11 protein-coding genes are annotated in these 14,176 nt (G+C 61.2%); 2 read left to right on the forward strand and 9 right to left on the reverse strand.

What is annotated here, in order from left to right:
• The first annotated feature begins 635 nt into the window (after window positions 1-635).
• Window positions 636-1,976 carry an ISL3-like element ISStma11 family transposase gene (locus RKE25_RS22985; RefSeq protein ID WP_311842539.1) on the forward strand — a complete coding sequence of 447 codons (1,341 nt, stop codon included), beginning with the start codon at window positions 636-638 and terminating at the stop codon, window positions 1,974-1,976.
• Between the two features lie 82 nt (window positions 1,977-2,058).
• Here RKE25_RS22985 and merA read toward each other — a convergent pair whose 3' ends face one another.
• The 3 genes from merA to merT are packed head-to-tail and all read right to left on the reverse strand — an operon-like array spanning window position 2,059 to window position 4,405.
• Complete coding sequence (gene merA / locus RKE25_RS22990) at window positions 2,059-3,753, reverse strand: mercury(II) reductase (protein WP_074546696.1); 1,695 nt, start codon at window positions 3,751-3,753, stop codon at window positions 2,059-2,061.
• A 10-nt stretch (window positions 3,754-3,763) separates the two neighbouring features.
• On the reverse strand, window positions 3,764-4,042 hold the full coding sequence (gene merP, locus RKE25_RS22995) for a mercury resistance system periplasmic binding protein MerP (protein ID WP_012480190.1): 279 nt from the start codon (window positions 4,040-4,042) through the stop codon (window positions 3,764-3,766).
• A gap of 12 nt (window positions 4,043-4,054) precedes the next feature.
• A complete protein-coding gene (gene merT, locus RKE25_RS23000; RefSeq protein ID WP_019183730.1) occupies window positions 4,055-4,405 on the reverse strand; it encodes a mercuric ion transporter MerT in 351 nt (116 codons plus the stop codon).
• A gap of 74 nt (window positions 4,406-4,479) precedes the next feature.
• Here merT and merR point away from each other — a divergent pair, with 74 nt between their 5' ends.
• Window positions 4,480-4,887: an Hg(II)-responsive transcriptional regulator gene (merR, locus tag RKE25_RS23005; RefSeq protein ID WP_012480188.1), complete on the forward strand. Its 408-nt coding sequence runs from the start codon at window positions 4,480-4,482 to the stop codon at window positions 4,885-4,887.
• A 269-nt stretch (window positions 4,888-5,156) separates the two neighbouring features.
• Here the strand turns inward: merR and RKE25_RS23010 are convergent, their stop codons facing one another.
• The 6 genes from RKE25_RS23010 to RKE25_RS23035 form a co-directional block, all read right to left on the reverse strand.
• Window positions 5,157-8,876, reverse strand: a complete 3,720-nt coding sequence (locus RKE25_RS23010) for a conjugal transfer protein TraG N-terminal domain-containing protein (protein WP_311842540.1) — start codon at window positions 8,874-8,876, stop codon at window positions 5,157-5,159.
• A 15-nt stretch (window positions 8,877-8,891) separates the two neighbouring features.
• Window positions 8,892-10,343 (reverse strand): conjugal transfer protein TraH, encoded by a 1,452-nt coding sequence (locus RKE25_RS23015; protein WP_311842541.1) that lies wholly within the window; start codon window positions 10,341-10,343, stop codon window positions 8,892-8,894.
• 6 nt (window positions 10,344-10,349) lie between these two features.
• Entirely contained in the window at window positions 10,350-11,411 is a 1,062-nt protein-coding gene (locus RKE25_RS23020) for a conjugal transfer protein TraF (protein WP_311842542.1), read from the reverse strand.
• An 81-nt stretch (window positions 11,412-11,492) separates the two neighbouring features.
• Entirely contained in the window at window positions 11,493-12,197 is a 705-nt protein-coding gene (locus tag RKE25_RS23025) for a hypothetical protein (RefSeq protein ID WP_311842543.1), read from the reverse strand.
• 41 nt (window positions 12,198-12,238) lie between these two features.
• A complete protein-coding gene (locus RKE25_RS23030) occupies window positions 12,239-12,871 on the reverse strand; it encodes a hypothetical protein (RefSeq protein WP_311842544.1) in 633 nt (210 codons plus the stop codon).
• A 163-nt stretch (window positions 12,872-13,034) separates the two neighbouring features.
• On the reverse strand, window positions 13,035-13,997 hold the full coding sequence (locus RKE25_RS23035; RefSeq protein WP_311842545.1) for a helix-turn-helix domain-containing protein: 963 nt from the start codon (window positions 13,995-13,997) through the stop codon (window positions 13,035-13,037).
• Window positions 13,998-14,176: the final 179 nt, after the last annotated feature.

Here is a 14,176-nt window from a genome sequence, read left to right on the forward strand (position 1 = left end):
GAGGGGCCTATCTGGAGGATAGGTTCGGCCATTGGGTGGGCCTCGTCACCGAAGTGTCGGCTATGGGCTGACACTGAATTAGCTACGATCCTACCGTCTGCGCCACCTCAAAATCCAGAGGATTTTGGGGTCGGCTGAGGCGCGTGCTAGGGTAAAGGCGGTCAGGGGGTTCTTATGAAGATCGTACTCTTCCTCACGTTCATTATTGCGCTCGTCTCGTACGCGCGCTGGCGCTCCGCAAAACGGAACAAGGGGCGCATCAGGCCGTTTCAGGCTTCCGCGGCTGGCGACGGTTCTGGGTTCGGAGCGGCGAGCACTCCAAACCCGCCAGACGGCTATGGAGACGTTCGCCTCCCCGCAGACCAATCGTGGCCGCACAACAAGAGCCTCTCGCCGTCCGACGACAGCTTGGGCTCGGCGTTCGACAATAGGTAGCGCCGCAGAATGACCGTGGTCAAGGAAAAAGGGGCGCTCGAAGCACCCCTTTTTTATGGGTATCCGGAATCTGGTGTGGGTTCTGGCTCCTTGGGTCTTTGTAGCTATCACTTTCAAAGAATGGATTTTGGTGTTGGACGGCTGAGCGGATGTGCTAGAGTAAAAGTCGGATTTCAGTGTGGGTTCGCCCAAGGTGCTGAGTGACGGACTTTCTCCAGCTGCGAAGCCTGAAGACGCTTGAAATCCTGACCAGCGAGGACAGTTACGTCGTCAAGGCCGAAGGCGTCAATCAGTGGGTGACCTGCCCGCTGTGCAAGACCGGACGCCTGCATGGTCACGGCTCACAGGAACAGTCGTTTCAGGACACACCGACGCACGGCAAACCCGTCGTGATCTTCATCCAGCGCCGTCGCTATCGCTGTACAAGCTGCACCAAGACCTTGTTTGAGCCTGTGGCGGACCTTGATGGAAAACGCCAAGCCACGGCGCGTCTGGTGCGTTATATCCGCGACCAGTCCTTCTCCAAGACCTTTGCGGCCCTTGCCCGGGAAGTAGCCGTGGACGAAAAGACGGTCCGCCACGTCTTCGACGATTTCATCGAGGAGGTCGAGGCCAAGACCCAGTTCCGGACGCCGCGGGTGCTGGGTATCGACGAGCTCAAGATCATCGGCCAGTACCGGGCCATGATCACCAACGTCGAGCGCAAGACCGTGTTCGATATCCGCCCCAGCCGGGCCAAAGCCGAGTTGATGCCCTATTTCCGCGACCTGCGGGACAAGGACTCGGTCGAGTGGGTGGCGATGGACATGTACCACGTTTATCGGCAGGTGGTGCGCGCCACGCTGCCACAGGCCCGGATCGTGGTCGATCGATTCCATATCCAGCGCATGGCGAACGACGCGCTGGAGAAGCTGCGCAAGCGCATTCGCAAGGATTTGGCCACCCGGCAGCGCCTCAAACTCAAGGACGAGCGGTTCCTGCTGCTCAAGCGGCAGCACGACCTGACAGGGAGAGATATGGACCGGATGCGGGAATGGTTCCAACAGTTCCCGCTCCTAAGCGAAGCCCACGCGCTCAAGGAAGGATTTCTGTCGATCTGGGATCAGAAGACCCGCCCAGCAGCAGAAGCCGCCTGCGCGAAGTGGCAGGCCAATATTCCGACCGAATTGGCGGCCACGTTCAAGGACCTGACCACCGCCGTGCACAACTGGCACGACGAAATCTTCGCCTACTTCGAGCAGCCGATTACCAATGCCTATACTGAGTCAGTCAACCGAGTGGCCAAAGACATGAACCGCATGGGCAGGGGTTACAGCTTCGAGGTGCTTCGGGCGCGCATGCTCTACGACAAGAAGGCGCGCAAGGATGGCTCGGTTATCGAAACCGTGTTGGTCGATGACGACGACCCAATGACCACGGACTTCGTGTTCCAGCGGATGACCACGGCGGCAACGCGCAAGAAGAAGATCACGCGCGTGGTCGAGTACGGCCCCTATCTCCCGACGCTGGCGCGGCTACTCGAAGAGGGGTATTTCGAATAGTCCTCAGCCCATTGTGCAAGAGGCGGCGCTTCAGCCTGAATTTGTGATTCAGCCGATGAAGCATAGGTAAGAGGCCCAGCCACTACCCCGCGCAACAGGACAGTTGCTTTACGTCCTTGGTGAAGGTTTGTGCCGCGAGTTTCAGCCCCTCGACCATCGTCAGGTAGGGGAATAACTGGTCGGCCAACTCTCGCACCGTCATGCGGTTGCGAATCGCCAGTACTGCGGTTTGGATCAGCTCGCCTGCTTCCGGGGCTACCGCTTGCACGCCGATCAGTCGTCCCGAACCGGCCTCCGAAACCAGCTTGATGAAACCGCGCGTGTCGAAGTTGACCAGCGCCCGGGGCACGTTGTCGAGCGTCAGCGTGCGGCTGTCGGTCTCGATACCGTCGTGGTGCGCTTCGGCTTCGCTGTAGCCCACGGTGGCGATCTGCGGGTCGGTGAACACCACCGCCGGCATCGCCGTCAGATCCAGCGTCGCGTTGCCACCCGTCATGTTGATTGCAGCGCGGGTGCCGGCCGCCGCCGCGACGTAGACGAACTGCGGCTGGTCAGTGCAGTCGCCGGCGGCATAGATGTGCGGCACGGTAGTGCGCATCGCGTGGTCGATGGTGATGGCGCCTTGCGCATTGACCACCACACCGGCCGCGTCGAGGTTGAGCGTGCGGGTGTTTGGGGTGCGGCCGGTGGCGAACAACAGCCGGTCGGCATGCAGTTCGCCGCGTTCGGTGGTGAGCACGAATTCCCCATCCTCATAGGCGACCTGGCTGGCCTGGGTGTGGTCCAGCACTTCGATGCCTTCGGCGCGGAACACGGCCGTGATGGCCTCGCCAATGGCGGGGTCTTCGCGAAAGAACAGTGTGCTGCGCGCCAGCATGGTCACCTTGCTGCCCAGCCGGGCAAAGGCCTGCGCGAGTTCGACGGCCACCACCGACGAGCCGATCACGGCCAGCCGATCGGGGATCGTGTCGCTGGCCAGCGCTTCGGTCGACGTCCAGAAGGGCGTGTCTTTCAAGCCCGGGATCGGTGGAATCGCCGGACTGGCCCCGGTGGCGATGAGGCAGCGGTCGAAACTCACCTCGCGCATCCCGTCGTCAGCGGTTGCCACGGTCAGCGTGTGCGCATCCTTGAATCGGGCATCGCCGCGCAGCACGGTGATGGTCGGGGTGCTCGTCAGGATGCCTTCGTACTTGGCGTGGCGCAGTTCATCGACGCGCCCCTGCTGCTGAGCCAGCAAGCGCTTACGCAGAATCTTCGGCGAGGCGGCGGCAATGCCGTCATCGAACGGACTCTCGCGACGCAGATGCGCAATGTGGGCAGCGCGGATCATGATCTTGGACGGCACACATCCGACGTTGACGCAGGTGCCGCCGAGAGTGCTGCGCTCGATCAGCGTCACACGCGCCCCTTGCTCGACGGCCTTCAACGCCGCCGCCATCGCCGCGCCGCCGCTGCCGATCACGGCCACGTGCAGTGCAGCCTCATCGTCCTCGCGCTTTGGTTCGCCGCCCAGCCGCTCTTGTGCATTGTTCAGCAGGTCGCTGGGTTGCCCCGGCGCATCGGCAAGCTGCGCTCGGTAACCGAGTGCGGATACCGCCGCGACCAGCGAGGTCACGTCCGCGGCGGTACCTACGCTGGCCTCAATCTCGGCCCGGCGCTGTGGGTAGGACACTGAGGCCGAACGCACGCCGGGCACCTTTTCCAAGGTCTGCTTGACGTGCTCGGCGCACGACCCGCAGGTCATGCCATCGATGTGCAGCGTGATCGCCTCGGTCATGAGCGTGTGCTCACTTCTTGACGGTAGACGGGTAGCCGGCGTTCTCGGTGGCTTTGGTCAACGCGGCCGGAGTGGTCTTGGCATCGTCGTAGGTTACCACCGCCTCCTTGGGCTCCCAGGTCACCTTGGCCTCGATGACGCCTTCGACCTTGGTCAGCGCCTTCTTGACCGTGATCGGACAGGTGGCGCAGGTCATGCTCGGCACCGACAGCGTGACGGTTTTGGTGGCGGCCCAGGCGGGAGCGCTGAGGGCAACGGTCAGAGCGAGCAATGCGACGAGTTTCTTCATGGCAATCTCCTTTCAGTAGAACAGGGGCATGAGGTAGGGGAACACGAGCGCGATCAGCACCAGGGCGGTGACGATCCAGAAGATCACCTTGTAGGCCGTCCGCACCTGGGGCACGGCGCATGCGTCGTCCGGCGCGCAGGCGCGAGCCGGCCGGAAGATGCGACGCCACGCGAAGAACAGCGCCACGAGCGCCACGCCAATGAAGATCGGCCGGTACGGTTCCAGCGCGGTCAAGTTGCCGATCCAGGCGCCGGAGAAACCCAGCGTGATCAGCACCAGCGGACCGAGGCAGCAGGTCGAGGCGAGGATGGCGGCGAGGCCACCGGCGGCCAGTGCACCGCGGCCGTTGCTGGGGTCTGCCATGTGAGGGATCTCCTTCCGAGACGTTGCGTGATGCGCTAAGGTTACTTCCGTAGTCAAGTACGGAGTCAAGCGCGATGGTGAACGATCCGCAAACACTGACCATCGGGGCTTTCGCCAAGGCCGCTGGGGTCAACGTGGAGACCATCCGGTTCTATCAGCGCAAGGGGTTATTGCCAGAACCAGGTCGGCCCGTCGGCAGTATTCGCCGCTACGGATCGGCGGACGTGGCGCGGGTGCGTTTCGTGAAATCCGCCCAGCGGCTGGGGTTCAACCTGGACGAAGTCGGCCAACTCCTACAGCTTGAGGACGGCACTCACTGCAGCGAAGCCGCCGAGCTGGCTGCGCTCCAGCTCACCGACGTGCGCACCAAGATGGCGGACCTGACGCGAATCGAAGCGGTGCTGTCACGGTTGGTCAACGAGTGCCATGCGCAGCGAGGCACTGTGTCGTGCCCGCTGATCGATTCTCTGCACGGGAGCTAGGCGCGTGGCTTAACCCGGTTTTCCGTTCCACTGCGCCTCAAACCCCAGTTCGAGCCGGGGGCAAGGTGACCTGCCACTGATTGTTTCCTTGCACCGACATGCGCCAGACAAAGCCCACACTGAAGGCTAAAAGCGCGTAAGCCTTGCGATACCAGAAACCTACCGAACGAGAGCTGTCAGACAAGAAGGGCTAGTGCGGTCTTCCCACACTAAAATCCGGATACCCTTTTTTATGCCCTGCAATCTTCTCAGCAGGCTCTTGGTTCCGACTATCCGCCAGGGCCCCGCGATGCAGCGACGTCCTCTGGCGCTCGGGCGGAGCCTGCGCCCGCGGCGCTTCGTTCAACGGTCGTAAACGGTGACTGCATTGCCCGGGACATGGTCGGCACACCCTGACCACCGCCGCCCACCTCAACGCTGACGGACTCGTACGTACTCCCCTCGGAGGGACTCATAAGGTTCACTGGTCCCGCTCCTCCAAACTTGAACGCACCCGCCTGTGGGGCTGATGAGGAGGTCTGGAACCCATTTGCGTCGGGACTCACCGGACCAAAGGAGAGCGCGGGCCGATCCTCGCGGAACTGAAGCCCCTCAGGGTTCTTTCCAGCAGCCATTGCGCCAGGCGAGATGTCCGCCACGCCGCCGCCGGCGTCGCCGTTGTGGGCCTTGTCGGACCACTCCGCGAGGAACTTCTTCTCGCCGTCAGTCAGCTTACTGGTGGCCTCGAAGTAGCGCTCGGCGACGTACGGGGACGCACCATTGTTCATTCGCGTCGCGGAGACAGCCGCTTGAGCCGCCACAAGCTGTGGGCTGAATTCGGTTCCCTGAAGTCGCTCAATCCGCGCCAATTCCGAGTTGAAGTCGCGCGTGGACTTTGCCGCTGCATCCTTGTCGAAGGCGGCGTTCGCGGCAGACTCCTGAGTGATGCCCCGGCCGAACATTGCGCCAAAGCTACTGTCTGCGTTCTGATTGATTGTTGTGACCGCTGCATCAGTAGGCTGATGGCGGCCGACGTTATAGCTGTACTCCAGCGCTGCGACGACAGAGCTCGTGCTCGTGTTATTGCCGTTGTTGAGGACGTCGTTGTACAGACTCTTCGGCGCGCGACCCAGACCTCCAGTGTCGCGGGCCATCATGCCCTCCGCCTGGGCATCGCGGTAAGCGCCAAGATCCTTGCCGATTTCGAGTGACCGTTCCTTGTAGTCGCCATGCATCCGCTGCGCGAGCTCAGACCCATCAGGGTTCTGGCGATGCTGTTGAAGCTCGCCTTCGTGAGTGCCTCGATCTGCCATCGCGTCGGAGATGCCAGCTCGACCAATGACGTTACCCTTCGCCTCCTCGGCCCCCTGCCCTGCGATTGTCCCGTTGGCCTGCCCGATTACCTGGCCAGCGTTCAAGTTGGTTCCGACTCCAGCGTGCTGCACGGCCCTCGTCGCGTCTCCGAACGCCACCTCTCCGCTGACACCGGCATTCCTATCGGGATTGCTCATGGCGGCCGACATGACTCCCGCTCCAGAGACACCACCGGCGGCACCAAGCGCTTCCATCAAGGCTCGCTGTCTATCCGCACTGTGCCCCTCGCGTAGCGAGCCCGGTGAGTTAACCTGGCCATCAAGCGCGACAAGTGCAGCCTGTACGTCCCGCTCATGTGCGTTCGCACTGGCCCAAGGGGCTTCAGCGACACGCTGTTGAGCTTCCTTGAAGGCCGGTGCACCGGCGTGCTCTCGGGCCTGGTCAACCACCCGTTGGCCGAGCCCTCGCTCCACGAGAGCGTGCGCCACAGACTGATTGGTCAACGTCTGCCCCGAAGCCAGCGAGCTGGATGCGGAAACCGTCTCAGAGTAGTTCTGCTGCTTCTGCTGCAGGTCTGCCTCACTGCGCTTGTAATCGTTACCCTGCGACGCGCTCTGCGCCGACTCGGAGCCAAGCGACGCCTGCTGCGTCACCGTATCGCCGATGGCGCGCGCGATCGTCGCGGACGCGTCGCCTCCCTCGGCGATGGACTTTGCGATGCGCTGGCTAAGTTGCTTCGCATCGTTCTCGGTGAAGGAACCCCCAGACTGCCCAGCCATGTTCAGGCCAGCGTTGCCTCCGATCTTCGCAGCCGCCCCAAAATTGCCGGCCACCGCGCTAGAAACCATCGCGGCGAAGGTTGCTGCATTGCTATTGTCGATCTGGAAGCCGTTCTGCTGACCCCACTGGACTAGCTGCTTCTGCGCGTCGGTTGCCCTGCTGTCAAACGTGTGCGCGGCAGAGAACGACTGACCTTGCTTGTTGGTCCAGTCTGCCTTCACCGCGGAGGACGCGTTGGACGCAAATGTCTGGGACGCAGATGAAAGCTCGCTGCTCGCGGACTGGGTAGCGGCGCTTCGGATGTCGCTGGTCTGGTACTTCGGCTGCAGTTCGCTGGAGCCTGTAGCCACCGTGCCCGACATCTGATCGTGAGTTTCCATCGCCTTGCGCTCCATGACCGGTGCGTCTTTCACCGTGTCAGGATTCACCATCTTCTCGTTGCTGAACTCGGCCCCTTGCATGCGGCCAGCCAGCGCACTTGCGGTTACAGCACCGCCGAAGATAAGCATCATGGTGATCGCCGGTGTGGCGGCCGCGATAGTTGCGCCCGTGGCCAACCAATTGACGATCTGATGCTGCAGGTTGGCAGCTCCCGCAATACTTGTTACCGAGAGTGCCGTTGCCCCTGGGGGCACCTGCATCATCGCGTCGACGCCATGTTGGGCCATGGTGATCTGGAACAGATTCACCACTGACAACACGGGCAACCATAGTGCCACCCAAATGGTCAGCACCATGTACGTCATGAGCTTCTGGAAGCCCCACGCCCCCAAGCCAACGACCAACGCCATGAACGGTGCCATCGCGTAGATCATCGACTCAAAGAACGCGGCCATCGGCCGAGCCACCTGGCGGAACATCGATTCATCGGCGCCCCATTGGGTGGCACGCTGCTCAGTCCCTTGGTTGACCATAACAGCGGTCATGACGTCCAGTCCCGAGGGATCGCTACCGCGTCGGAGCGCCATAGACCAAACCGCATTGACCGCCGAGCTCATCGTGTAGGCAGCCGCTTCGTCGCCGGCCATGCCAATGTCGCTGAAGGCGTCCCGCATCTGTTGTGCGGCTGGGTATCCCGGTACCAAGCGCTTCATTCGGACCGCAGACGCATTTGCAAACGCAGTGAATAGAGAGTCACTGCCGGCGTCGGCATTCAACTGATTGAGGGCCGCAGAGCAGTCCATGTCCGTGATGTTGTGATTCGCATCTTCCCACTTTGTGGTGATGAACCGGTTGTTGTAACCAAGCCCTCCCGTCGTGGTATCGCCGAAGCTGAAAGGATTTGCGGTGTTGAAGGCTTTCGCCATGTTGAGCTGGCCGTTGCCTGCCGCAACAAATGTGCAGTTCGCCAGGTAGTACGAAACGTTGTTCTTGAATCGCGAAATGATGCCGTTCGACCCCGTGTCGTCGAACTCCGGCAGCTCCCAATTTCGCACCGCGTTAATCCACTCCAAACTCCTTCCAAAGCCCGTCGTACCATCGAGATTTGTTCCGCCTGACGGTAGGCCGTAGCCCTGCTCCATCTTCTCGGACAGAGTGAGGCCCAGTGTGGAGACGATGCTTCCCGCAGCTGCAACACCGTACGGCACGTTGTCCACCGGGAACGTGCCATTCTGCACCGCACCTGGAGCGCCGCCGAGGTCATGGATGATGACGTCCGCCCGCATGCCGAAGATGACGCAGAATGCAATGAATGACAAAAAGAGAACACCGAACTCGGTCCTCTGGGCGTTGTTCGAGACATGCTTAACAGCGACCATCAACAGACCAAGCAGCAGCCCGAGGGCACCCAGCGAGACAAAAAGTCCGCTGTTGCTCATCGAGGCGACGCCGTCGAGGACGCGCTTCATATAGAGGCCGTCGCCCATCGAGTAGATCTCGAAGACTTTTCCCGTCTTGACAAATAGATTTGGCACTGAGGATTCCCTTCTTCAGTTCACGGCGCCGACGGGGCGCTGTACCGGGTCGCGCTTCTCCAGCGCGTGCTGGATCTCGGACCAGTAGTTGATAACCGCGCTCTTCGACTTGGCGTTGTCGTAGTAGAGCTTCATCTCGTCCTGGTTACGCTGCAGAGATTCCTGCAGCAGCTGCCGGATGGGTTTCGTGTCTCCACTGGTTTGCTGGGCAACAGCGGTCAGGGCGGAGTCGATGTTGACGAACACGATTTCCTGAGCCAGTTCCGCCGCAATCAGATCACCAAATTGGGCGACGAATCGCTTCGCCGCCGCCGGCGATTTCATGGCAAGGCTGATAGCCAGCTGGGTGTACTGGCCACCACCGGTCATCAGCGCCTGCTCTTGTGCCGTTGGCGCGCGTTGCCCCATGTAAACCTGGTCCAACATGCCCGACCCTTCGGTGCCGTCGCCAAGAAATACCTTCATGAGCTTGGTCCGCAGGCCCTCGTAGTCGCTGTAGTCCTGCACGATTATCCGATTGCAGCCGTTCAGGTCATGCGGGTGCTGCCCGACGCATTGGATACGCTTGATCTGACGCGACCCATCAGTCCCTTCCACAAGCTCCTTGATCGTCATGGTGGGTGGCTGGCGGTACTGGATGAGCGACCCTTGCTGGCCGATCCTGCTGCCCTGGGCCCCCGCAACAGAGCACTCACTCTGCGCCGCATCAGGCATGCACACGATAATCGTGCCAGTGAGCGACATGATGTCCTCGAGCATCTGATCGTTTTGCTGTCCAACCCACGTGCCGACGCCTTGTGACATCAGTGCACGCCACACCACGTTCCCAGGAATAACCTGATCGAAGACTTGGGGAGACTGGTTCGCAAGTGAGCCGAGCGGAGTGCTGGACTTGTTCTGGTTCTTACTGGCCTGGTAGTCATCGGCCTGACCAAGCCAGGTGCGCACCGGCGCGCCCATGGATTCAATTCCGTGCGCAATCGAGTCGTCTCCACCGGCATTGATGATGGATTGCCCCACCTCGCACGAGTTGATGTTGTTCATCGTCACGTTGTTCATCATGTTCTGCATCTCGCCCATGATCTTTTCGCAGGACGGGCACATGCTTTGCAGCGCGAGCTTGAACGCGTAGCCGACTGCGGCCGATGCGATAGAGCGCAATGCGGAGACAATCTGGTCCTTAGAAATGAACGAGAAGGACCCCATGAATGCATCGATGCCACCGCAGCCGCCCGTCACGTTGGGTGCATTCATCGAGATGAGCTGCACGTTCATCATGCGGTTCTTCATTTGGAAGCTGCCGCCAGTGATGACGCCTCGGCGCGCGCCCATCACGACCTTCGGGTCGGTTGTGTTCGTCATTGAATTGAAGATGTTCGCCGACTGGCCTGCGACGCCACTTTGCGCGTGCACATGACCGCTGATCGCCGCAAAGGCAACGAGTACGAGTAGAAGAATTCGCTTCATTGCTGCTTACTCCGAGCCTTTCCATGGTGTGGCATTGCTTCCCGTTGCCTTCTGTAGGTCATCGAGAGTCGCGGCTTGTTGCGCTTCGCCGTGCATGCCTGCGCGGCGCAGTGCGTCGAGCACCTGCTTCGGATCGTTGGGATCGTCGATCGATGACGGATCGAACGCGTCCGTGATGAAGCGCTGCGGCATTCCTTTCATCGCGCGCTGATACGTTGCCTCGTCGATCCAATTCTGGTCGCGCGAGATCTCGATGATCCGTCGTTCAATGTCAGGGAGGGACCGCTGCCCGACAGCCAGGCTGACCAGCTGCCCCGTTGACGGATGGACCATGAAGAGAGTCGGTGTACTGGTCACGCCGAGATACTGGCCCTGGCCACTATCTGCGACCCAGTTTGGATACGACCCGTCTTGCAGCGGTTGGTGGTCCAGGCTGATCGGAAGGATGGAGATCCCCGAGTCCTGCTGCAGCAGATCGAGGAGCGGATTCTGGCGATGGCAATATGGGCAGTCGGACCGGAAGAAGTACCAGAGACCGGTAGTCTTCGCGATCTCCTGAAGGACAGCAGCGCGCTCGGTGTCGCGCTTGCTGTCGAGCTCGCGCAACGCGAATGTGCTTGTGGGATTGCTGATCGTCTCGTCGAGCGCAGGGTTGGCGCTCATGACGCGAATGTACGTATTTGCGAACTGCTCCGATTTGTCCATCGCGAGTTTCTGGACGTAGCCGTAGAGCTCAACCTTCTCCCGATCCTTCGGATTGTTGATGGCGTCCATCATGATCCGGGGCAGGTTCTTTTGAATCCACTCGGCGCTACCGACCTTTTCGCTCATGTCGGTCGGCGCCGCCGGCACTGCCGGCTTGGGAGGTGGCGTTTTCTTCTTCTCCTCCTCGCGCGGGTCCCTGTAGAAGAACCAGCCGTCGTCCGGATTGCGCTCGGGCTTGGCCGCCGTTTGCGGCGAATCCTGTCGCCCAGGGGGCGCGGGCGCCTGTGCACTCGGCACGGCGCTGACGGGCGTGGAGGCCAACAGGGAAATGGAAGTTAGAACTGCGGAGATGAGGGCGCGCATACCACCCATGCTAGGTGGCGGCCCCTGGAGGTCAGCGGCGAAACACTGCCTTTGTTTGCTGTTGTTTTGCCCCGGGCCGGTTTAGCGTGTTGCCGTCTTCGGCTCCCCCACTCCTGCCGCCCTTAGGCGCTGGCGACGCTCGAAGAGGTCGGCCGCAAGGGTGGGAATAACGGTGTTGTCTGCCTGTCTGATTGTGGTGACGAACGTGACTTCGCGATCGTCAACCACCTTTTTCTTCATGGTGGTCACCGACTCGGTGATCCGGCACAGGGGGCACGCCCGATCGGACTCATTGATCTTGGCACCAAGCCCCTCGCTCTCCTTCGATGGTACGACATGCCGCGTGTGGCACGCGGAACATGTGATCAACCGCAGCGCGCCCGTTTGCAGCGACAGCGCGGCCTCAGTGAGGCGCTCCCAGTCAGCTGAGTGCAGCTGGCTCGGTGCTCGTGCGCACATGCTGCGGACGGCATCCAGGATGTGGCAGGCCAGCAGTGTGCCCGCGGGATTGAGTTTGCGCTGGCGTTCAACCATGACGAGGAACATCGATATCTGCTGATGCGTCGTCGCATTTCGGAAGATGTCGTCGATGCTGGTCTTGCGTCGACCAGTCTTAAAGTTGCCCACTGACTTAACGATGCGCGAGGTGTTGCTCTGGGGGATGCCGGTCAGTTCGTGGATCAGGCTCGCGCGCAAGCCGAGTTTGGCAAGGCGCTCCGCCGAATTGACGATTGAGCCTTCCTGGTAGCCAGCGAGATGCTTGGCCTGAAGGATCGCCAATTTCATGGCCCCGTCGTGGGCCTTACCAACAAGCCTCTGAGTCGTCATCACACCACCCCTTGCGCGTGCTCTGCTGCCGGCTCATCGAAGCATGCAGCCGCCATCCCGGCAACAGCTAGGCGCGTGGGATTCGTCACGCCCTGCCCTTCCAAGCTCAACGCGAGCTCGAAGCCTGAGGATTGGCTAATCCTAAGGGCAATGGGGAATCGCGCAAGGAGACGCAGCTCGTTCAGCTTCAGCGTGGCGATGCGACGAATGACCTGGTGGTCGTCGATGTCAAAGGTCGTGGCGCATGAATGGTGGTTCTGGTGGGCTTCCTGGCGGAACAATGTCCAGAACTGCTGCTGGATGCGTTCCAGCTCTCGTCCAAAGTGTTCGTTCTCCGAATAGAACTCAGGTGCGTTGATCAAACCCTTCGGACGAAGCCCGCCTTCCAGTGCATCGAGGGCCGCGAGAAGCTCGGCAGTTCGGGGGGCAAACGGGCAACCGACAGCGCCCAACAACCGGCGCAAGGCGGCTTGGTCGAGACGCTCGAGGACGTACAGCAAACGCTGATTGCGGAAACGGCAGATCTCTTGGGCAGCGGACGGATCGCGAGCGGCGACCTGCCGAATGAACATCAGCGCATCCAACCCGTAGTCGACCAGGTCGTTTACCAGAAAGGTGTTTGCATCCAGCACGTTCCACTCCTAAGCACTGTGTCCGGGTACAGCAGGCCCCAAGCGATCCGGATTCATAGCGGACCAACCAAGAGCGCAATCAGGGCATCCGGTCCACAGGCATGTCGTTTGTCGGCAGCTAACTGGTTTTCTTTAGAGAGCTTTTATCTGTTGGAAAACCAAGTTAGTGAACTGAAACCGATGCACCTGTGGATAACTGCCCTCCGAGGACTGCTGAGCACGATTCAACGGCCGTGTACCAGGCTTGCCGGATGCTGCGCGGGCGAGACCAAGTCACACGGGACATCACCGATGCTAGGACACGACTGCCGGCCTCCCAAGCGTGGCCGCGTACAAAGCCCACGGCTCGCGAGTAGCCGGCCTCCGCAGCGAGGCGCTTGGCCATTGGTGCGTCGAGCTGACGACCGCGCGCCATTACGAGCAAGAGCGTTTCGCGGATAAAGCGAAGGTCCACGGGGCACGGCGCCTGGGCGGCGAACTCTGCGGCGTTGAGTTCGAGGATGCTTCCGTCAGAGAGCGGAACGACCACCCTGCCCTGCTCTTCCGCGTCGGCCATCATCTGGGCCTCGTCAACCGCGGCCATCAGCATCTCCTGCGCTTGCTCGGTATTGGCCCGCAGTGCACCCATTACGCGCTCGTAGGCGTCAGACGGTCCACGGAAGTCCTGGAGGAGCGTCGGGTCGGGCACAAGCCCCTCCTTCCACGCACGGGCGCACGCTTCCATGACGCTCAGCGGTTCACCCACAAGGTCACTCAGGAGCCCTGCCGGGAGCGCAGTTGCGCCTAGCGCGGATGGGCGTAGAATGTCAAGCCCTTTTGGCGTGATGAGCGTGAGGGCGACGCATCCCTTCTGCTTGATCTGCTGATGGCGGGCAATGAGGCCCGCTTCGCGAAGGGCGTTGATTCCACGCTGCACAGCAGCCGGCGTCATGGACGCTGCGTTGGCGATCTCGTAAGTGGAGAGCGCGGTTGTGCACTCCCCTTCTGCGAACTCGGTGGTCTGGGCGAGCGTCAGGAGTACGACGGCCGCAGGGAGGCTCGAGCAGTGTTGACGGAGCCGCTGCAGGATCGACAGGGCGTCGGCGACCGCCGAAGCGTTCGGGATGGTGTGCGCATAAGTTGTCATTTGGGGTCCTCACTTTTTTGAGGACGAGCGAAACTTGACCCAAATGGTTTTTTGGTCGTACCCTAAAGACCGGTCGCCAAACCGGGCCTTTTGGGGTGTGTACAACCAATCCCATAGGTCTACGAAAAGAAGCCCTGCGGTTCGCACCCGTGGGGCTTTTTCGTATGTGTCGTTCGTCG

Source organism: Dyella sp. BiH032, assembly GCF_031954525.1.
Taxonomy (GTDB): domain Bacteria; phylum Pseudomonadota; class Gammaproteobacteria; order Xanthomonadales; family Rhodanobacteraceae; genus Dyella_D.